This is a genomic window from Sphingorhabdus profundilacus, assembly GCF_009769755.1.
Taxonomy (GTDB): Bacteria; Pseudomonadota; Alphaproteobacteria; order Sphingomonadales; family Sphingomonadaceae; genus Sphingorhabdus_B; species Sphingorhabdus_B profundilacus.
Genome location: NZ_SDWJ01000001.1, coordinates 573,918 through 592,384 on the forward strand (window position 1 = coordinate 573,918; position 18,467 = coordinate 592,384).

Annotated in this window: 16 protein-coding genes and 1 other RNA gene; 6 read left to right on the top strand and 11 right to left on the bottom strand. The window is 51.2% G+C overall.

Annotation, left to right across the window (positions count from 1 at the left end; genetic code table 11):
* Positions 1-25 precede the first annotated feature (25 nt).
* The 11 genes from EUU23_RS02630 to EUU23_RS02680 form a co-directional block, all read right to left on the bottom strand.
* Positions 26-1,354, bottom strand: a complete 1,329-nt coding sequence (locus EUU23_RS02630) for an HlyD family type I secretion periplasmic adaptor subunit (RefSeq protein ID WP_160352565.1) — start codon at positions 1,352-1,354, stop codon at positions 26-28.
* A 13-nt stretch (positions 1,355-1,367) separates the two neighbouring features.
* Positions 1,368-3,020, bottom strand: coding sequence for a type I secretion system permease/ATPase (locus EUU23_RS02635; RefSeq protein ID WP_218939487.1), 1,653 nt, complete (start codon positions 3,018-3,020; stop codon positions 1,368-1,370).
* A 203-nt stretch (positions 3,021-3,223) separates the two neighbouring features.
* Positions 3,224-3,910: a calcium-binding protein gene (locus EUU23_RS02640; protein WP_160352567.1), complete on the bottom strand. Its 687-nt coding sequence runs from the start codon at positions 3,908-3,910 to the stop codon at positions 3,224-3,226.
* Positions 3,911-4,080: 170 nt separating this feature from the next.
* On the bottom strand, positions 4,081-4,848 hold the full coding sequence (locus tag EUU23_RS02645) for a sulfotransferase family protein (protein WP_160352568.1): 768 nt from the start codon (positions 4,846-4,848) through the stop codon (positions 4,081-4,083).
* Positions 4,845-6,302: an oligosaccharide flippase family protein gene (locus tag EUU23_RS02650; protein WP_160352569.1), complete on the bottom strand. Its 1,458-nt coding sequence runs from the start codon at positions 6,300-6,302 to the stop codon at positions 4,845-4,847. Before EUU23_RS02650 ends, EUU23_RS02645 begins: the two co-directional genes overlap by 4 nt.
* Before the next feature lie 10 nt (positions 6,303-6,312).
* On the bottom strand, positions 6,313-7,182 hold the full coding sequence (locus tag EUU23_RS02655; RefSeq protein WP_160352570.1) for a glycosyltransferase: 870 nt from the start codon (positions 7,180-7,182) through the stop codon (positions 6,313-6,315).
* 104 nt (positions 7,183-7,286) lie between these two features.
* Positions 7,287-8,747 carry a hypothetical protein gene (locus tag EUU23_RS02660; protein WP_160352571.1) on the bottom strand — a complete coding sequence of 487 codons (1,461 nt, stop codon included), beginning with the start codon at positions 8,745-8,747 and terminating at the stop codon, positions 7,287-7,289.
* Positions 8,677-10,320, bottom strand: a complete 1,644-nt coding sequence (locus tag EUU23_RS02665; protein ID WP_160352572.1) for a glycosyl hydrolase — start codon at positions 10,318-10,320, stop codon at positions 8,677-8,679. The genes EUU23_RS02660 and EUU23_RS02665 overlap by 71 nt, the downstream gene beginning before the upstream one ends.
* A complete protein-coding gene (locus EUU23_RS02670; protein ID WP_246156049.1) occupies positions 10,317-11,456 on the bottom strand; it encodes a glycosyltransferase in 1,140 nt (379 codons plus the stop codon). Before EUU23_RS02670 ends, EUU23_RS02665 begins: the two co-directional genes overlap by 4 nt.
* Positions 11,407-13,632 (bottom strand): GumC family protein, encoded by a 2,226-nt coding sequence (locus EUU23_RS02675; protein WP_160352573.1) that lies wholly within the window; start codon positions 13,630-13,632, stop codon positions 11,407-11,409. The genes EUU23_RS02670 and EUU23_RS02675 overlap by 50 nt, the downstream gene beginning before the upstream one ends.
* 15 nt (positions 13,633-13,647) lie before the next feature.
* Positions 13,648-14,919, bottom strand: coding sequence for an outer membrane beta-barrel protein (locus tag EUU23_RS02680; RefSeq protein WP_160352574.1), 1,272 nt, complete (start codon positions 14,917-14,919; stop codon positions 13,648-13,650).
* A gap of 74 nt (positions 14,920-14,993) precedes the next feature.
* Between EUU23_RS02680 and EUU23_RS14260 the strand changes: the two genes are divergently transcribed.
* From EUU23_RS14260 to rnpB, 6 genes are all read left to right on the top strand, one after another.
* Entirely contained in the window at positions 14,994-15,506 is a 513-nt protein-coding gene (locus tag EUU23_RS14260; RefSeq protein ID WP_160352575.1) for a DapH/DapD/GlmU-related protein, read from the top strand.
* A gap of 56 nt (positions 15,507-15,562) precedes the next feature.
* The gene (locus tag EUU23_RS02690) at positions 15,563-16,099 is read left to right on the top strand and encodes a hypothetical protein (RefSeq protein ID WP_160352576.1); all 537 of its coding nucleotides are present in this window, start codon (positions 15,563-15,565) and stop codon (positions 16,097-16,099) included.
* A 517-nt stretch (positions 16,100-16,616) separates the two neighbouring features.
* Positions 16,617-16,877, top strand: a complete 261-nt coding sequence (locus EUU23_RS02695) for a DUF1902 domain-containing protein (RefSeq protein ID WP_179956500.1) — start codon at positions 16,617-16,619, stop codon at positions 16,875-16,877.
* Positions 16,878-17,075 carry a type II toxin-antitoxin system HicA family toxin gene (locus EUU23_RS14330; protein ID WP_160352577.1) on the top strand — a complete coding sequence of 66 codons (198 nt, stop codon included), beginning with the start codon at positions 16,878-16,880 and terminating at the stop codon, positions 17,073-17,075.
* Positions 17,076-17,335: 260 nt separating this feature from the next.
* Positions 17,336-18,028: an N-acetylmuramoyl-L-alanine amidase gene (locus tag EUU23_RS02705; RefSeq protein ID WP_160352578.1), complete on the top strand. Its 693-nt coding sequence runs from the start codon at positions 17,336-17,338 to the stop codon at positions 18,026-18,028.
* Between the two features lie 6 nt (positions 18,029-18,034).
* Positions 18,035-18,404, top strand: an RNA gene (gene rnpB, locus EUU23_RS02710) — RNase P RNA component class A.
* Positions 18,405-18,467 lie beyond the last annotated feature (63 nt).

Genomic DNA, 18,467 nt, shown 5'->3' on the forward strand with positions numbered 1-18,467 from the left:
TTAACTGAAGTAAGGCTTTGATTTACTACCTAAACGCGCGAGCTATCTGGTCCGATAGTGGCTTGAATAAAAATGCCAATAATGTGCGGTTACCCGTCTTGAAGAAAGCTTCGACGGGCATTCCCGGCCGCAGTTTAAGGGGTCCCAGTTTCGCGATCTGGCTTTTCGAAATTGCAACTTCAATAGGGTAATAGGCGATTCCCAGCTCTATATCGGTTGTACGATCGGCCCCTATTTTTGATACTTTGCCAGCAATTTGGGGCGTTGTTTGCATATCAAAAGCCGAGAATCGCAACATGACATCCTTGCCAGTTTGCAATTGATCGATATCCTTAGGGCGAACCCGCGCTGTTACTATGAGCATGTCGTTATCAGGAACAATTTCCATGATGGTCGCGCCAGCGGGTACAACTCCACCGATTGTACCGAACGCCAATTTGTCGATGACGCCATCATAAGGCGCTCGCACGAGGTTGCGGCTGTTGGTGTCTTGTGCAACGACATTTCTTTGGCGCAGTTCGATCAAGCGGGACTGTACTTCTGCAAGTTCTTCCCCTGCAGATCGACGTGAATTGTCCTCAAGAAGCAAGATCCGCTCTTGCAGTTCGGCAATTCGTGCCCGTGTTTGCGCTTCGTTGGTTTCGGCCGACGCGACATTGCCTCTCACGCCTTCCGCCGCCCGATGCAATTCATTGCGGCGTTGGAGGGTGGTATATCCTTTTTCCCACAATTTATCGTTGGCATTGCGTTCTTCAGCGATGAGCGCTTCTTGATTTCTGTAAACATCAGCCTGGACTTGAAACCCGCTAATGGAGTGTTCTGCCTGGTTTATCTGTTGCATGACCGTTTGCCGTTGGGACAATATCGCTTGCCGGTTTAACGCAAATGCCCGACGTTCTTCGTCGATGGCACGGGTAACTTCTTCTTCCGACATCCGTGATGTCAGGATTTCTGGAAATGAAATGTTTTTCAAGCCGTCACGCTCGGCCCGCAATCGCGCCTCTCTCGCCAGCAATTGGTCAATGCTCTCCAACGCCATGGCCGCGCCTGCAGACGAAACATTGGTGTCGAAGCGCAACAATATCTGGCCTTTTTTCACCCTGTCTCCATTGCTGACATGTATTGCCGCAACAACACCGCCGATTGGATGAGCGATCTTTTTAACACCTGAGGCAATCGCAACTTCTCCATTTGCGATAACGGCACCGGTTATTGGAACAAAAGTCAGCGCACCCCCAAATCCGATGCAAAGCAGGGCGATTGCAATTTTGGACTTACGCAAAATGGACGAGAGCTTTTTCTGCGGGTCTGTCCAATCGGATTGCGGGTCGTTGGCGAGCAAAATCCTGTTCATTACATTGTATCCATCACATGTTCGCAGCCGAAGAAATCTGTCCGGCTTTGGTTTGCGCTGGCCCCCCGGTTAACTTCGGCAGGATATCTTCTTTGTTGCCGAACGCTCTGGCAACGCCTTGATCAAGCCAAAGCAACTTGCAAATTTCCGATAGGGCGCTGGGTCGATGGGCAACAATAATGACAATGGCCCCGCGCTCACGTGCCGCGGCAATGGCATAGTTCAGCGCAAAATCACCCACCGCGTCCAGATTGGAATTTGGTTCATCAAGCACGACAAGAAAAGGTTTGCGAAATAGCGCGCGCGCCAATGCTATGCGTTGTCTTTGGCCTGCCGACAAATTACGGCCTTGGCTGCCCAATATCGTGTCGTAACCTTCTGGCAAGCCGGTGATGAGTTCATGCACGCCAGCGTCTTTTGCTGCTTCGATGATTTCTGGGCTGCTGGCCTCAGGATTGAATCTCGCAATATTTTGCGCCACACTTCCGTCAAATAATTCAATATCTTGTGGCAGATACCCTATATGGGCCCCGATGGTGTCGCTATCCCACTGCGAAAGGGTGGCACCGTCAAGGCGGACTGTGCCCCGCGCCGGAGGGATGATGCCGACCAAGGTCGATGCAAGCGTACTCTTCCCCGATCCGCTTGGCCCTACAATAGCCATCGCATCCCCTGCATTCAGTCGAAAGCTTATGTCGCGGAATACAACATATTGGGTGCCCGGGGCCACAGCGACAAGGCTTTCAACTCGTAACTCGCGGGATGGAATTGGCAGTTCGGTTTCCGTCACTGCATTGGGTGCATTACTTAAGCAATCAGCCAGCCTGTTCCATGCCTGCCGTGCCGAAATGAATCCCCGCCATTGTCCAATTGCGATTTCGATCGGTGCCAGCGCCCTTGATGAAAGGATAGTGCTCGCGATGATGACGCCGCCAGATGCATTGTCATTGATGACCAGCCATGCGCCGCAAGCAAGTATCAGCGACTGGAGAAGCATCCTGAACGTCTTGCTGAAGGTCCGCATGGCGCTTAACCGGGCTGAGATTCCCGCATTTGTGCCGTGGTACACTTCATTAAACCGATTCCAGCCTGCCAACGCATATTGCCGCATGCCTAGTGCATGTATGACCTCCGCGTTTCGGCGACATGATTCCAGATATGTGCCGCGTTCGGCACCGCGTCTTGTCGATATGTCGATCTGCGACATCGTCATCCGGTCGGTAACAACGGTCAGGATCACCAATATCACCGCACCTGCAAGGCTTACCAATCCCAGCAAGGGATGGAACGCAAATAATATGGCCAGAAACAACATAACCCAAGGTAAGTCGAAAATTGCCATCGGCCCAGGGCTTGCCAAGAACTTTCCCAAAAGGTCGAGGTCGCGAGAGGGGAGGGGAGCATCGCGTCTCTCAGTTCCGCGCAATTTTGACGCATGCATAATGCCGAATACGCGATCCGACAGCGACTTTTCGAATATCGCTCCACATTGGGCCGTCAACTGATTGCGTAAATGCTCAATAATCGCTTGAAAGGCAAATGCGATAATCACCAATATGACCAAGCCGACCAAGCTGGGGACGCTTCGACCGGGCAGCACTTCATCATACACCAGCAGCATGAATATCGCGCCAGACAGCATCAGGACATTCAGCAAGGCGCTCATGCCCAAAAATATTGCAAGCACACCCTTCCGGCCCGAGATAGCTGCATAAAGCTCAGGTGAATATGTTAAACCAAAAGTAGATCGGCGCTTTACTTGGGTCACAGGAGCATGAAGCTCTTTCGTCTTGAGAAATGGCAACGCAGCCATTCACTTCCCATTGCTATCAGGCCAGGACCGGATGAAGGTCCTGGCCTGCATAAGCATTAAATGATCAAATCGGAGAGTGATACACCAGTCGCTTTGTTCAACTGAATCTCAAAGTCGACGACTGAATCGCCGTCAGTATCGATTGCGATCACGGTGCTTGCGCCGCCTGCAAAGCTTTGGAACGAGATTTGTGACGCGTCCAGGTTTAACGAAGCCAAATTGATCTTGTCTTCTCCAACCGAAAAGTCGGTGATGACATCGCGAAGTCCGGCGCCTGCTTCGGAATCACCAGCTCGGAAAAAGAAGATATCGCCCTCGGTTCCGCCAGTCATGACATCACGGCCAAGGCCGCCGGTTAAACGGTCGATTCCTTCGCCGCCAGTCAAGACGTCATTGTCGTTACCGCCAAGCATATAGTCTTCGCCATTGCCACCGTTGAGAATATCCATTCCATCGCCACCGGCCAATCGGTCGCTATCGTCGCCGCCGAACAATTTATCGTCGCCAACGCCGCCGCTAAGATTATCGTTGCCGAAGCCACCAATCAAAGTGTCATTGTCAGCACCGCCGAACAATTTATCGTCGCCATTGCCGCCAATCAACAGGTCGTTACCATTACCGCCAATTAAAACATCATTGCCTTCGCCGCCGGAAATTCTGTCATCGCCAGCAAGTCCATTGATGATGTCGTCTTCTGGAGTGCCAACAATAATGTCGTCACCGCCGGTTGGATCATTAGCCATATTCGAGTTCCCTTGTTAAAAATAAAGATAAAAATTCGCGTGTATACATGAATACAAATAATTCTTGACAAGCATCGCCACAACGATGCCAATTCGCTAGATATTTTTGCGGACCCTGTTTTAACTTCACCTCGGGGTGATAGTTCAACTATTCGTTAACCAGAATTTCGTTACATCTGCGTGACAACAGACAGAGCATGTTGATACAAACTGTCTAATTCCGTGATCCTACTTTCAGGCAAATTTATGTTATGCGCGACATCGGTAGAAGTTGTTGAAATATTATCAGAAATAATTTTATTATACTTGTGAGATGTAAGCGGATCACCGGCTCCATGGCCTAATTTATTCTTAGGCTGTTCATATTTATTGGTCAAAGCTGGTTCAAGGCCGATCATGTTTGATATCTGATCTAACATATTATCCGTATCTGATGTCAATTGCTGAAATGAAATTCCGATTTTTTGACTGAAAGGGAATTTTTCCCAGTTACGTATCAGGGTAGATAATCGCTCTTCATAGTAATCTGCTATGAAAACATCGTTGGAATACTCGTTTGAGCCTATTAATTTGAACAATTTGCCTATGGATTTTATTGTATTTATTGGTTCTCTAATGATAAAAATCGCATAGCTGTTAAAAAAATGATCACTTACATCTGAATCATATCGGGAGTGTAGAATTTTATCGAATAGATATTTAGAACTGGAGAGATGGCCATTTCGTTTGATTTGATTAAGGATTAGCAATCCAAGTGCGGACCGGTCTTTGTAGCGAATATGCGCTTCACCATAGCCGCTGATTTGTTCGTGACTGCATAATATATGCGAAAGCGCGGTCGACCCGCAGCGCATATGACCCAATATAAACACCGCTTTGTCAAACTGACATCGACGATCAATCAGGGCAGTTGCGCCGCCGGCCAACTGCTTGATCATGGGGCAACCCGGCTCGGCTTCGCATCCGGCAAATGACCGAGGCTTCCAATTGCTGTCAAAATCCTGGTGCGGACAATAAAAGCACCCGTCATGGAACCCGTGGCCGCCGCAATCAGACCCCAGAATACAGCCTGTTCTCTTGGTAAATCCGGAAGAAGCTGATCGAACAATGTTAACGCCAAGACAGTACCAATTACAGGCGGAGCGCTGGTTTTAATCATATCAAATATTGCTTCAGCGCCAGCTTTTGACAGTTTTAAAACCATTGCGCCGTAAATCAGGCTCATCGTTGCGGTGGCACACCCAACTGCAATCGCAACCCACACCGGGCCGAACGGTGCCACAAACCATGAAAGCATGATAACGGCGAGTGCAACGCATATCTGAACGCGCAACATCTGTTTCTGCCGGTCATGGCAAACCAGGAATGAGGTTGTGACAGCGTCCAGCAACATAAATGATTTAACGGCACAAAAACTGACTACGATCGGAACGGCGGGGGTCCATTTTTCACCCAAAGCCAGAGGAACTAGATCGTCAGCAAGAAATGCAAGAGTGATTAGGCCCGCCCAACCAATTGCGCCAACGCCGGAGAGCATTGTGAGCCAAGAGGAATCGAGGCTTTTTTCCCGGACGAGCCGCGCCGAAAGGTTTGTTTGGGAAATTTTTTGTAATGGCTGGGCAAACAGATCGGTCAGCGTGGATACGATCCGGCTGGACGCGCGATATAGACCCGTGGCAGCCGGAGATAGTAAAATACCCAAAACCACGTCAGCGCCATAGGTCGACGAAAAATTCAGCAAAACCGCATAATATCGCTCTTTAGACCAGAGGAACACTTCACGGACATGTGTCCAACCATGCCCCAGGGCAGGGCGATGGGTCGTGCCAATGGCATATAAAATGAATAATATCAGCAGACGGGCATAGGTTTGTGCAACAAGTGATACGACGCCATATCCTTTCAGGAGCAAGAACACCGCCAGCGCGGCACCGATGCAATCGCCGATCAATGTACTAAGATAATAGCGTCTAACCCGCAGATCGCGCAACAATACAGCTTCATACCAGGCGGTTATCGCGACCAGGAAAATCGAAGGCGCTAGTAACGCAATAAGTCTGCTGACATCATTTGTTTCAAACATCCGAAAGGCGATCAAATATACAAGCGCAAGAAGGCATGAAATGGCGGCAGCTAAAATAATATTTGCCCTGAGGCACGTTGAATAGAGCGATGGCGTATGCGGTGTTTTGAGAAGATATTCATAAGGGCCAACATAAAATAATGCACGCGCGACAATCAGGAAGAGTGAAGCCAAAGCATAGGAGCCAAATTCTGATATTGAGAGTTGGCGCGTTGCCACAATAGTGACACCGAATAATAGAAACTGCACAGTTGCACGGGATAGGAAGCCAATTCCACCGCTGACTATGCCTTCTTTGTTTGACGCCATGGCAATTCGCCTAGAGTTGTAAAATACGCTGCGGATGGAGCCGACCTGCACACAGATCGTAAAATGCCACCGCATTGCCCTGCAGGCGGCCAAATCGGTCTACATGTGGTTCGGGATAGAAACTGCGCGCGAGATTGGCGATGAAGTTCCTGCTCATCAAGCGCCACGCAAGTTTTGGAGGAATGGTCTTTTTGTGCAGCAGATAAACGGGGTTTGCGATTTGCGAATAACCAAGTCGTTTCCCCGATGTCCTGCCACCTTTCATTCCAAGATGCACACCAGTGAGCAGATTGGTATAGATCAAAATACCATTGCGTCCCAGTTGGAACGAGAAGTCGACATCTTCTTGCCAGCCATAAAGCGGCAAGGTTTCGTCGAACCATATATTTTCAGCAGCCGACATACGGACACACAGATTGCATCCATAAAGGGCGGGCAGGGACCGTTCTTGTATGATGTCGGCCGGTTGATGTGCGTCGACCATTGCCGCGCCCTGGTCGAAAGAAATTCCAGAGCTTTTGATGCCATCGGCCAAAAGCTTCCCAGTCGCGCCGACAAGATTTGGACGAAGTGTGAAAACTTCTTCCAATGCCTCCAGATAATTATGCGCCGGGACGAAATCATCATCAAAAAAGACCACAATGTCGGCACGACCAGCGATATGGCGCAGTCCCGCATTGCGTTGCCTGGGCAATCCTTTTTCGGCAAAGATAATTTCTAACGGCAATTCCGAATTCTGCTCCAGTTCGCCGACATCAGCAGATGTTGACGCACTAATTACTATGCCATCGGGCTGTCGTGTTTGCTTCGCCAGTTGATTCACCGTTCGCTGCAACAGATCAGCACGCCCTACAGTCGCGACAATTACAAAGACCCGCACTTTTTATGCCCCATTTTTCGAATCGTGTGTCCGTTTTGCCGATTGTTGTTACAAAACCGCGTCTCACGGGCCGATTTGGGACGAGTGGAGTTTAGGGTCGGGGCCTAAGAAACCTGGTGTTCTGGAGGAAGGCGTCGCAGGGCCAGAGCGAACCCGCTGAAAAAGCCCCAGATGAACCCCGGGTCGGGCGAGGCTGCGGAAAATGTTGCCGGTATCAGCATAACGATGGCAGCCCACGACGCAGCCACGCCCGTCGCCCGACGCGTGTCATCAACACGCAGATAAGTGGAGCGGTAATGCGGTTTGAAAACACGGATAAGATGCGCGAGCAAGGCCGCGGTGCCGATCAATCCGGTTGATCCGATGACTGCGGTGACGATACTGGAAGAACGAAAACTTCCTGGACCAACGCCCAATCCACCGGTAGCCCAAAAGGCTTCAATTCCTTGTTTCGCCCAAAAACTGCGCTGCAATGCCGATGCACTCGACGCCTTGTCCAAGGTAAATTTAGCGACAAAGTCGGCAAAAGATGCCGCTGCGTCAGGATTGAATGCCAATAGAGCAAGTATTGCCGCAATGCCGACCATACCGCCGGAGAGCAAAAGCAAGGCTTTCCGCATGGAAACAGAGCCTGGAAAAAAGAGCATTCGAAACCCGATGATCAATCCATAAGCCGCAAGGCCGATATAGGCTGTGGTCGATGTGGAAATAAGCAGGGCGACAACCAGCAATGCCGCGCTTCGACCTGTCCATTTCGGCTCGACATTGCGAAGCCAAAGCTCTGTCACAAAAACGAGCCAGGCAAAGCCATAGGCTGCGAAAACCGCCGGCTCTGGCCAAATCCCGTTCATTCGGACAAAGCCGTCAAAGGATTGATCGAGCTGTGCATAGAAACCGTTGCGGAAAAATTTAAGCACAGATACCCAGGCTGTCCCTGCCAGCAGCACGCTAGAAAGTCCAAGCAAGGCATGCACCGCGCACACGATAGCTGCGGTGCGGGCTATCGCAATTTCGGATTTTTGTCCCTGACTGGCGATATGGCCCGCTAGTGCCGCAATCAAGGTGGCTAAAAGATAAACCGCAGACGTAATATTCTGGCTACTGAAACCGAGTGGAAAGGCGGCGAAAATATATCCGTTCGGAATGGGTCTAAGGGGTGTAACTGCGATGGTGCCTGCAAAAATATTGGGTAAAATGAACGCTCCCGCGACGCCATAGAGAATGAATATCGCCAAAAAGGACAAGTCCTTTGCCGCGATCTGGAATTTTTGGGCCTGTCCCGGACCGGGTAAAACGGCCTTTAAAAACAGGAATCCCAATGCAAAAATGGCAGGCTGTATCGTGGATCCCCCCAAAGCGGTCAGGATGATGGCGGCTGATCCCCCCATAAGCGAAAACAGCAAAGTCATACGCAGCATCGCCAAAATGCCAGAGCGCCAAAGAAGAATAAGCGCTATCCCTGCTACAAGCGCTCCAAAATGTGTGGGAAGCATTTCAGCAGTCCGTTGCGTCGGCGGCAGAAAGAGAAATCCTGAACCGATATGCCATTCGGTCACCCCCAGCATTTGCATTGGGGTTTATGACAAGATCGACATTATCGCCGGATTTAAGCGCAACCGCAACGTGCGACGTCCGCTTTCCAGACAATATTCCCACAGATCCCGACCAAAGTGGTTTTCCGTTTTGCTTGATTTCGACTGTCACGCCGTCTCCAAATTTCCCAACAGGGTTTAGGCAAAATGACGCTATAGCGTTAACCGAACGATCCGCCGTGTAACGAACCAGAGCGCTATATTGCCCTGCTGGACCGATGCCTGCGGGGTTTACGATCATTTGCGGCACGGTCTTACTGCCGAGATAGCTTGTCCATTTCCAATCAATCGGGACCAACGGAACAATTGCACCAGTCTTGCTGATGGCAAACCATGATAGCGGCCCGCTTGCAAAACCATATTCACTGTCTGCCAGAATTTCGGCCCGACCAAATTGGATGTTTGCAATGCCATCAACGATGATCGGCATATCAGATAATTCAAGAACGGTTGGAATGAGGGCACCTTCGGCATTACGAAAACGCGCATTGGGTCCGGCGATGATCGTGCGGCGCGAACCCCATAATATATGGGTGGAAGGTCCGAAACGAAAATGGAATAGCGTGGGATCGCCATGATCAACACGGATTGCATTTCCGAGCGGGGCAAGGTGATTTGCTGCATAAGCAAACGCTCGTGAACCGGGCTTTTCTTCACCCTTTAACGTCAGCAGTCCCATGGTTGGAAACCATGATTGGTCGATCAAGGCATACCAGTAGTTATGCCTTACCCCGGCACCTTGCATCAATGAAAGCATTTTTAGAAAAAATGGAGCTGCATCGGTTGGGCGTTCAAAGTCGCGGCTGAATTCGGTCACCCAAATGGGCCGGATTTTGCCAGCAGCGAGCAATGCATCATTTAGACGCCCTATTTCCCAATCAACAGCTTCGGGTTCTTTGCGATACGGGTGAATGGCAACACCATCCATATAGTCTAGCGCCCCTGCCGCAAATAGTGACTTTAGGAAACCTGTTCCGATCGCGTTTGTCGAACCACCTAGAATTGCGATGCCCGGGTGGCCGGGTTTGACACGTTGATATACTGCCTTCAACAAAGCAGTATGCGAAGCAGCGCGCGCCGTTGCGGCCGGGCCTGTCATTCCTCCACGGCCATTAATCTCATTGCCGACTTCAATGGCAATCACGCATCCTGAATATCGGTCGGCAATCGCTTTAACAAAATTTGCGAATGCTGATTGGGCATTTGGCGAATGCGCCGTGAGTTTATTGTCATATAGCGGATTTCGAGGTTCCAGGCCGAGCAGCACTGTCATATCGGCAGCACAGGCGCTCGTTACATGCTGTGTCTTTTTGCTGGAGAAATCATAGACACCAGGACTTTTCTCGATATCGGGCCAATGCAAAGAGTCACGGATGGATCCCACGCCGATTGATTGGGCTCGTTCGATCAGCGAAATGGGCCAGCCTTGACTAAAATGCGTGGTGACGCCGAGGGGGCCCGGCGCATTTTGTGCCTGAACACTCTGCACATGCGCGCTTGCCGATAGGATGAAGGTAAGCAGCAAAACGAAGCGCGATATGGTCATCCGCTGGCCTTCCGGACTGCCTGGATAAAGCCTCTGTCGAAATTGTCAGGCGAAAAACGCGATGCATTCTCCACGGCTTTATCTGGATCAAAATGAGGTATCCAGGCTTCAAAAGCCTCTACAGCCTCCATTATCGATTCCGCACTTTGGGTTTGAAAGAACAGACCTGTTTCTTCTGGAATGATGGAGTCATTTATTCCTCCGCGGCCGAAGGCGATTACCGGGCGCCCACTGGCATTCGCCTCTACCGGAACGATGCCAAAATCTTCCTCAGCTGCAAAAACCAACGCTCTGCAATTCGCATAGGCTTGTTTCAAATTCGCGAAATCTAAGCGTCTTTTGATAGTAATATTGGGCCCTGCGCGCTTTTCGACCATGGCGGCCATATCGCCATCACCCACCATCAGTAAAGGCAAGCCAAGGCGGTTAAATGCATCGACCACTATGTCCGGCCGTTTGTAAGCTATCATTTGCCCGACCCATAGAAATTGCGCGCTTACACTATTCGATTTTCCGAATTCATCGGTCGCAACAGGAGGGTGTACAACATCAGAATCGCGCCGCCACGCCCGGGCAATACGCTGTTTGATGAAATGGGAATTTGCAACAAAATGATCTACCCTAGCAGAGGATATGGTGTCCCATTGCCGTAAATAGTTAAACAAAGGCGGCATCATCATCTTCGTAAGCCGGCCTGCTGAGCTGCGATAATCGTGATAATGGTCCCACAAATACCGCATGGGCGAATGGGTGTAGCATATATGCAATGCATCTGGCGCGGCGATTACACCCTTGGCTGGACCAGATTCACTGCTAATAACAAGGTCGTAGCCGCGTAAGTTCAGTTCCTCTAAAGCCATTGGCATAAGTGGAAGATATTTCTGATAATGGCGTCGCGCGCCGGGAAGTTTCTGAATAAAGCTAGTATATACCGGCCGGGCGCGGATGATGGCGGACATCGCCTCAGGCACATAGACATGTGTAAAGATATCGGCATTCGGGTAAAGGTGAAGTAACCTCTCTAATACTCTTTCACCACCTCGCATCCCCACGAGCCAATAGTGTATTATCGCAACGCGGCGCGTGTCAGCGACGTCGGTAGTAGTTTTTATATTTGTCATAATAAAATGCCGCATCGCCATCGCCAAATTTGACTTGTTTTTTCATATCAATCCGGTTGAGCGTGATCCCGATATCTTCGATTATATGGAGAGGTAATAGTTTTAACGCGGCGCGCACCGCAGTATCGGATGTTTTGCGCCAAAGTGTAGAAATGATCACATTGTCGACCAATGACGTGATTTCGCGAGTCTCGGCGACAGGAAGTATCGGAGCGAGATCGAGCACAATAAGCGAGAAATGTTCCCTTAGGACCGCAATCAACTTGTGGAAATTGCCTTTTTCAAGCAACCGCTCACTGTCCGAAAATGAATTCGTAATAGGCAGGATCATGGCATTGCTGTCAGGATCCTTGAACATTGCATCGCCCAATTTGGCTTCACCATGGATCATCTCGCGAAGGCCCGGGCGCGATATGTTTGCATTGAACCGCTTGCTTAATGTGCAGCGTACAAGATCACAATCTATGACGATCACAGCTTCACCAGCGAGCGCAGCAGCGCGCGTAATCGAAGCGGCAAGTGAGGTTTTCCCTTCACCAGGAAGGGCCGATGTTACCGCAATGACATGGCTGCGAGCCTTGTTGCTTTGCCGGACAGATGCCAGCAATCCACGCACTGATTCTGCATAGGCCGAGCCTGGATCGGTTATGAAAGACTGGGCAGGATCATTACCTTCAACATCCACGGACACGAGCGAGGGAATTCCGCCAAGATAGCGTATGCCGAGCCGCCCCTCGACTTCATCTCCCGTCGTCAGTCCGGAATATGCCGTTTCAACAGCAATCGCCGAACCGGCGCCCAACAAAGTCCCAATAACCAAACCGAGAGCAAGGTTTAAGATCATATTGGGACTTGAGGGCCGCTCGGGAACTTTTGCCGATGATAGCAATCGCGCTTCCGGGCGTTCGGTTCCCGACTGTGCCAGAACTTCGCGATACCGACTTAAGTAACTTTCATAAAGGGTTTGGGATGCCTGTGCCTTCCGGTTCAGATCGTCCAGACCTACCAATGCAATGTTGTTCGCTGCCAGCGCTGCGCGTGCGGAACTGAGGTTGCCCTGAAGCGAACCAACTTGTTGTGATGTTGCCGAGGCACTTGAGGCATAGCCGGAGTTTACACCTGATTTCACACGGTCAATTTCAGTCGAAATTTGACCGTCAATATCGGCCATTTCACGCCTTGCTGTTACAAGGTCCGGATGATCATCCAGATATCGACCCGATAGATCCGCTATTCGTACACTGATGGTGGCGCGTTGTGCCCGGAGAGATTGAATAACAGGGGAATTGACTGCCGCTGCTGCACCTGCTCCGCTGGCATTGTTCGCTCGGCCGCGGTCGGCTGCTGCCGCTGCGCGAGCGGTGGCGAGTTGTTGGCCATAAGCTGCCGCTTCTTGCTCGGCGAGCTGAGTGGCCTGTGCACTTAATAAATTGTTGCGGACCCGAAAATTTTGCACCGCACCGAAATCTGATTGGGCTTGTGAGCGCAACTCTTCGATACGTGTTCGCAGCAGCGCCAATGTCTTTTCATTTTCGGCGCGCTTGGTCCGCACCGCGCTTTCTGAATAGCTGGCGGCAAATGCGTTGGCTATCTGTGCGGATCGTTTCGGGTCAGGGTTGGTATAGGTGATCCGGATGGCGTAGGCCGTTTCCATTCGATCGGCCTTTAATGAGCCGAGCATGGCATCTGCCAGACGTCGTTTCAGATTGTCAGCGGGCAAAGCTGGGGGCTTGATTCCCAGCAAGTCCTTGATCGAGGCGGTTATACCACTACCGCCAATTATGGTGTCGACAAATTCACGGTCCTGTACCAGTTTCAACCGATCAATGACCTGCGCTGCCATTTCCTGCGATTTGATGATTTTGAGTTCGGTGTCCACTTCTTCGGAGCGTTTCGGGCTTTCGCTTTGTACCTCACTGGAATCAGGTACAATTTCTCCAGAAAATTTGTTCATGACGACATCAACTGTCGCTTGATACAATTTGGGTTGCTTCAAAGTGAATAGAAATGCGATGACAACTGCGGTGCCGACTATCGTCACGAACAGCCTGAAGCGGCGACGGAAAATACTGAGCAGAAACCGAAGGTCCAATCGGTCGGCCGCCACAGCTTGTATCGGTGCGCCAGGCAGATTTGCTGGCGTCGCGCGGACTGCCAATTCATTACCGAGATAGCGATCAGGTAAGTTCATCTTATCCATCCGCTTTTATAACGACGCACGAAGCCAAAGCCCCGCCTCCATACCACTGCCACCGCTGAGTTGCAGCTGATTGGTCGACGATCGATCACGCAGACGTGAGAACAGCCCGCCCGTCATCCGGTTGTTGAAGATATAGCGTCCTTCCAGACCAATAAGTGTTGCGGTAGCATTGGTATCTATTTCGCGATAATTTTCGTCGGATCTTGCCAGAGTGAAAACAACATCGAAATTTCGCCGAATTTCGTAAAAAAGCTGCAACGCTGTTGTGTCGACAATGATTCCCGCAACTGTCGGAATGCCGCTATTTACGATCGTTCGGCCGCTCGAAACCGACAGGCTCATTAACGGTGTCGGATACCAATCTACCTTTGCCTTCCAGATCGGACCACCAAAGTCCTTGTAGATCGACGAAATATAGTCACGTTTCACATAGCCTGCGGATATTTCCGCGCTGATCAGTTTGCTTAATTCGGTCCGGGTCCCTGCGACGAACTGTCCGCCTTTGGAGCTTTGGTCGCAACAGGACGGCGCATTGGGGCTGTCGGCATTGCTGTAGGTGCCGGTAGCAAATATCACCCCGCCATTTGGCAGGGCATATTCAGCTTTTGCGGCAAGCGCGACAATATTGCTGGCGCGAAACTGCTGGTCTTCGATTCGCCCATTTTCAAGCTTGATATCCGCATAGCTGCGTTTGGACGCGGTGGCAGATGCCGTTAATCGCAATGCCCCGGTTTCTGCCCGAGCGGCGATCTGCGCTTCAATCTGGTCATATTCTGCGGGACTACCCTCCGTTATTGTCTCGCCGGCCTGACCTCGCGGTTCATTGCGTCTGTCGAATGCAATGCGCGCAAAAATCGAAGCTTTTTTGGCAATGGCGAGACGCCCATTGGCCTCTATTCCAAAAGTTTCACTATTTTGGCTGGTTATCGATGCGAATCGCGCAACAGCAGCCTGCGCTCTGATGACATAGCCTGCTTGTTCAGTTCCGCCTGCGGCATTTATTGTCGGTGCCAACACCACAAAAACAGACCCGCGTTTCTGCGTCGCGCGATTCAGAACATTGCTGTCGCTTTCCACTTTTACCGTCAATGACGGCTGAATTTGGATGCCGCCTGCGGTTATGCCTTCGGACGCCATGCCTGCCGGTTGTCGCGAACCTGCAACATTGCTGCGTAAAAGAGGGCCTGACGGTTCGGATTGGAAGGGTTCGCGCGTTTGTGCAAACGCAGTTCCAGAAACAAAGATCGTCGCCAAAAGGGTAAGGCGAAAGAGAATCATGACGTCCCGTGCTAGAAAAATGGTCGCGGCTAGCTCGTCGACGCTAGAACAAGTAATTGTTGCATGTTGATGACATGCGCGAACTGATTTTCTTGGCACTGGCCAATCATTTGCCGCGATTGCGTGCTTCTGACCGGATAAGGCACATATTTTACGCTTTGGCAGGATTAAATATCAAAGGTCGCTGTGTCATTTGGGGACCATTGACGATCCGGCCCATCGGCGGCGCAAAGAATATTTCGATTGGCCGCGGTACCTTTTTCAACAGCAATACCCGTTTCGGCACACCCGGTGCGCCAGTATCGATTGGCCAGAATGTTCAGGTCGGGCCCAATGTGTCTTTCGAAACAGTGAGTCACGGGCTGATCTATGTTAAAGGACGAGGAAGAGGCGACATCGTCTTGCCGATTAACGTTGAAGACGAGGTATGGATTGGCGCAGGTGCCATCATCACAGGCGGTGTTACCATTGGCAAAGGTGCTGTGGTTGCGGCAGGCGCGGTCGTGACGAACGATGTTGCGCCGTTGACTGTCGTCGGCGGTGTTCCCGCGAAATTTATCAAGGCTATCGACCCAATAACGGCCTGACGTAAAATTGTGCACATTTCATTTTATTGTCATAGCACCGCGGCATGGCATGGCGCATGCCCAAACTGATCTTTTCATCGCTACTCGCTTTTGCAATGCTTCACGCCCCCGCATCGGTGACGGGTGCGACCGGCGGCGCTTCCTATGCTGAAATGTTGCCGGCCCGAACGCTGCACTGCACCTTGGCTCGCGCGCTAAATCTGGACCCATCGCGGGCGCAATCTCGTGACGAAATTCAATATGAAGGGTCGTTCCCTTTTTCGCTTCACTTGCCCTCCATTCCGAAGCGGCAGACTCCGCCGCCTGATCCGACATCCGCACCAGAACCCGTTGATCCGGCAACGGCCATCATCAATGACCCGGCTGGCTTGGCCAAAGACGGTAAGCTGGCCTTTGACCGCGTCATAGACCTTTGGCCCGTCCGGGTGGAGATGGCGCGCTCGATTAGTCCTGCACTTTCGCGCATCATCATAATCAGTGATATCGATACATCCGCAGGTTCCGCCAATCTGTTCATGGCCCCTGCAGCCGATGCAGCGTCGATGGACATGAATAAAGTATATCTGGGTTCCTGCCGCATCGTCGGGGGATAATCTGGACTTTGTTAATTCGGCTGAAGCTTGCACGCGCCTTTTCATAAAGTGGAAAACCGCATGTTTTCCGCCTGGCCCGCATACCGAAAGCCGCATGAACGCATCGATTTTCGTGCCTCTTTGCAAGAATATATCCTACAGAATTTTGCTATTCCCAATGTCAAAGAGCGCCGCCTTTTCCATAGAGAAAAAGGGTAGGTCAAAATTGGCAGAAGCAATCCAACAATTCAATGCCACGCGACCATAGAGGTGACAAAGTCAGGGCCGCGTGAGGCGTCGTGGCGCGACGACAGCCGCGGATATAATCCTAAGCAAGTTGCTTTGGTTGGATTGGCTGCAATGGCATCTGGTGTTACCTGTCAGCGGGCGACATCATCGCTCGATTGTAGCGACAAAATATACTGTTATTTTGTTGTTTGATTTTTTACCATTGGCACATATATCTGCCCTGTTCGTTCACGCCTGTGACAGGGGCTTTTGGCTATAAACAGTCAAAAATATAGAGGCGTAAATTTAGATGGTAAAAGCACCGGACTCCGTAATGGTTAAAGCTGAATTTGACGATATTGCAAAGGTTTGGGTCGCAACAAGCGAAGATGTTCCCGGTTTGGTTTCTGAACATCAGGATTTGATGAAACTATTAGATGACGTCGAAGGGCTGATTCCTATTTTGCTTGAAGCTAACGGGATGCTACCCGCCGATCACGAAGCTTTTGACATGCCAATTTGCATCGCAGCGCACGGCCTAGCAAAACGCAGGGTTTTGATTCCTGCTTAAATGGCCGACTACCGCCGGAAATTGCTGAAGAAACTGAAGGCAAATGGCTGTGAATATGTTTCGCAGGCGAAAGGTAGCCACGAATTGTGGCAAAGCCCAATTTCCCGAACGCGATTTGTTGTGCAACACGATCTTCGTTCAAAAATTTCGGCGAACAATATTTTAAAGCAAGCTGGCATCGTCGGTGATGATTTTTAATGACCAGTTAGGTCCCCATCTTGGGATGGGGACCACTTAACCTTCTCAACCAATACCTTACGCGAAGACAAAGGGGCTGTGGTGTCTTGCGGTATCGACGGCGTAGCTTCTCGCACTATTTGTCCAGCGCGGCGAACTGGCCATGGATGCATGCGCCATAAAATGCAGAATGTACCTCAATATTTGCTGTTTTCCTATCAGGCGTCCGCGGCGCGCGCTGTGACATTGCGCCGGGATCGCGCTTTGCCTATGACGGGGCGATGACGATGCTTTGGACACCTTCGCCCAATTTTGGTGAGCGCACTTTGCCAATTACGATGCTGATATTGCATTATACCGGGATGCAGTCTGGCGCGGCGGCCATTGAATGGCTTGCAAATCCTGCTTCCAAAGTATCCGCCCATTATGTCGTCGATGAAAACGGGCAAGTGGTGCATATGGTGCGCGAAGAACAGCGGGCGCAGCATGCAGGTGTATCTTTTTGGCGCGGCATAACCGATTGCAATAGCGCCAGCATCGGCATTGAAATCGTCAATCCGGGCCATGAATTTGGCTATCGCGCATTTCCCGAAGCGCAGATGGATTCGGTTACCCGCCTGGTCGCGGAACTTGTCAGAACCTATCATATCGAACCTCGAAATGTCGTGGGGCATAGCGATGTGGCGCCTGCGCGCAAGGAAGACCCGGGTGAATTGTTCGATTGGGGACGTTTGGCAAAACTTGGCTTTGCCGTACCGCGTCCGACCGAAAAACTGGTCGATCCGGGCTGGACCGATGCCGCATTCCTGCTTGCACTGGAACGCTATGGCTATAGCGTGGCCGATGGCCGTGCCGCCGTGGTCGCGTTTCAGCGCCGTTTCCGCCCAGAAAATATCGACGGCGTGATCGATGGCGAATGCCGTGCAATATTGTGGAGCCTGCTCTTGGCCTATGAAGGCGGGGGTGCTACATAGGCAGGGCCAGAGGGTTGGGCGACCGCCGCTTCACGGGTAACTGTGTTGGGGAGGAAAGTCCGGGCTCCAGCGAGGAACGGTGCCGGATAACGTCCGGCTGAGGTAACTCAAGGGAAAGTGCCACAGAAATCATACCTCCGCATTGCGATGCGGTAAGGTCGAAATGGTGCGGTAAGAGCGCACCGCGTTGCTGGCAACAGGAACGGCACGGCAAACCCCACCGGGAGCAAAACCGAATAGGGGCGGCACATGGCATCCTCCTGCCAGTCGCCCGGGTTGGTTGCATGAGCGGCGCAGCAATGTTCCGCCTAGATGAATGGTCGCACAATCGCCTTCGGGCGGTGGACAAAACCCGGCTTATAGACCCTCTGGCTTTTTACCCCATGCCCAATAGGCCATGGCAAAGATGCCGATTACTGCCGCTTCGGTAAGCATGGGC

Bases quoted from the DNA above. Each gene is read 5' to 3' on its own strand.
- EUU23_RS02695 (WP_179956500.1), top strand. From the start codon at position 16,617: ATGGTAAAAGCACCGGACTCCGTAATGGTTAAAGCTGAATTTGACGAT.
- EUU23_RS02690 (WP_160352576.1), top strand. From the start codon at position 15,563: ATGCCCAAACTGATCTTTTCATCGCTACTCGCTTTTGCAATGCTTCAC.
- EUU23_RS02665 (WP_160352572.1), bottom strand. From the start codon at position 10,320: ATGACCATATCGCGCTTCGTTTTGCTGCTTACCTTCATCCTATCGGCA.
- EUU23_RS14260 (WP_160352575.1), top strand. From the start codon at position 14,994: ATGCGCGAACTGATTTTCTTGGCACTGGCCAATCATTTGCCGCGATTG.
- EUU23_RS02660 (WP_160352571.1), bottom strand. From the start codon at position 8,747: ATGCTGGGGGTGACCGAATGGCATATCGGTTCAGGATTTCTCTTTCTG.
- EUU23_RS02630 (WP_160352565.1), bottom strand. From the start codon at position 1,354: ATGAACAGGATTTTGCTCGCCAACGACCCGCAATCCGATTGGACAGAC.
- EUU23_RS02670 (WP_246156049.1), bottom strand. From the start codon at position 11,456: ATGCGGCATTTTATTATGACAAATATAAAAACTACTACCGACGTCGCT.
- EUU23_RS02650 (WP_160352569.1), bottom strand. From the start codon at position 6,302: ATGGCGTCAAACAAAGAAGGCATAGTCAGCGGTGGAATTGGCTTCCTA.
- EUU23_RS14330 (WP_160352577.1), top strand. From the start codon at position 16,878: ATGGCCGACTACCGCCGGAAATTGCTGAAGAAACTGAAGGCAAATGGC.
- EUU23_RS02675 (WP_160352573.1), bottom strand. From the start codon at position 13,632: ATGAACTTACCTGATCGCTATCTCGGTAATGAATTGGCAGTCCGCGCG.
- EUU23_RS02680 (WP_160352574.1), bottom strand. From the start codon at position 14,919: ATGATTCTCTTTCGCCTTACCCTTTTGGCGACGATCTTTGTTTCTGGA.
- EUU23_RS02635 (WP_218939487.1), bottom strand. From the start codon at position 3,020: ATGAGCGCCTTGCTGAATGTCCTGATGCTGTCTGGCGCGATATTCATG.
- EUU23_RS02705 (WP_160352578.1), top strand. From the start codon at position 17,336: ATGACGATGCTTTGGACACCTTCGCCCAATTTTGGTGAGCGCACTTTG.
- EUU23_RS02640 (WP_160352567.1), bottom strand. From the start codon at position 3,910: ATGGCTAATGATCCAACCGGCGGTGACGACATTATTGTTGGCACTCCA.
- EUU23_RS02645 (WP_160352568.1), bottom strand. From the start codon at position 4,848: ATGATCAAGCAGTTGGCCGGCGGCGCAACTGCCCTGATTGATCGTCGA.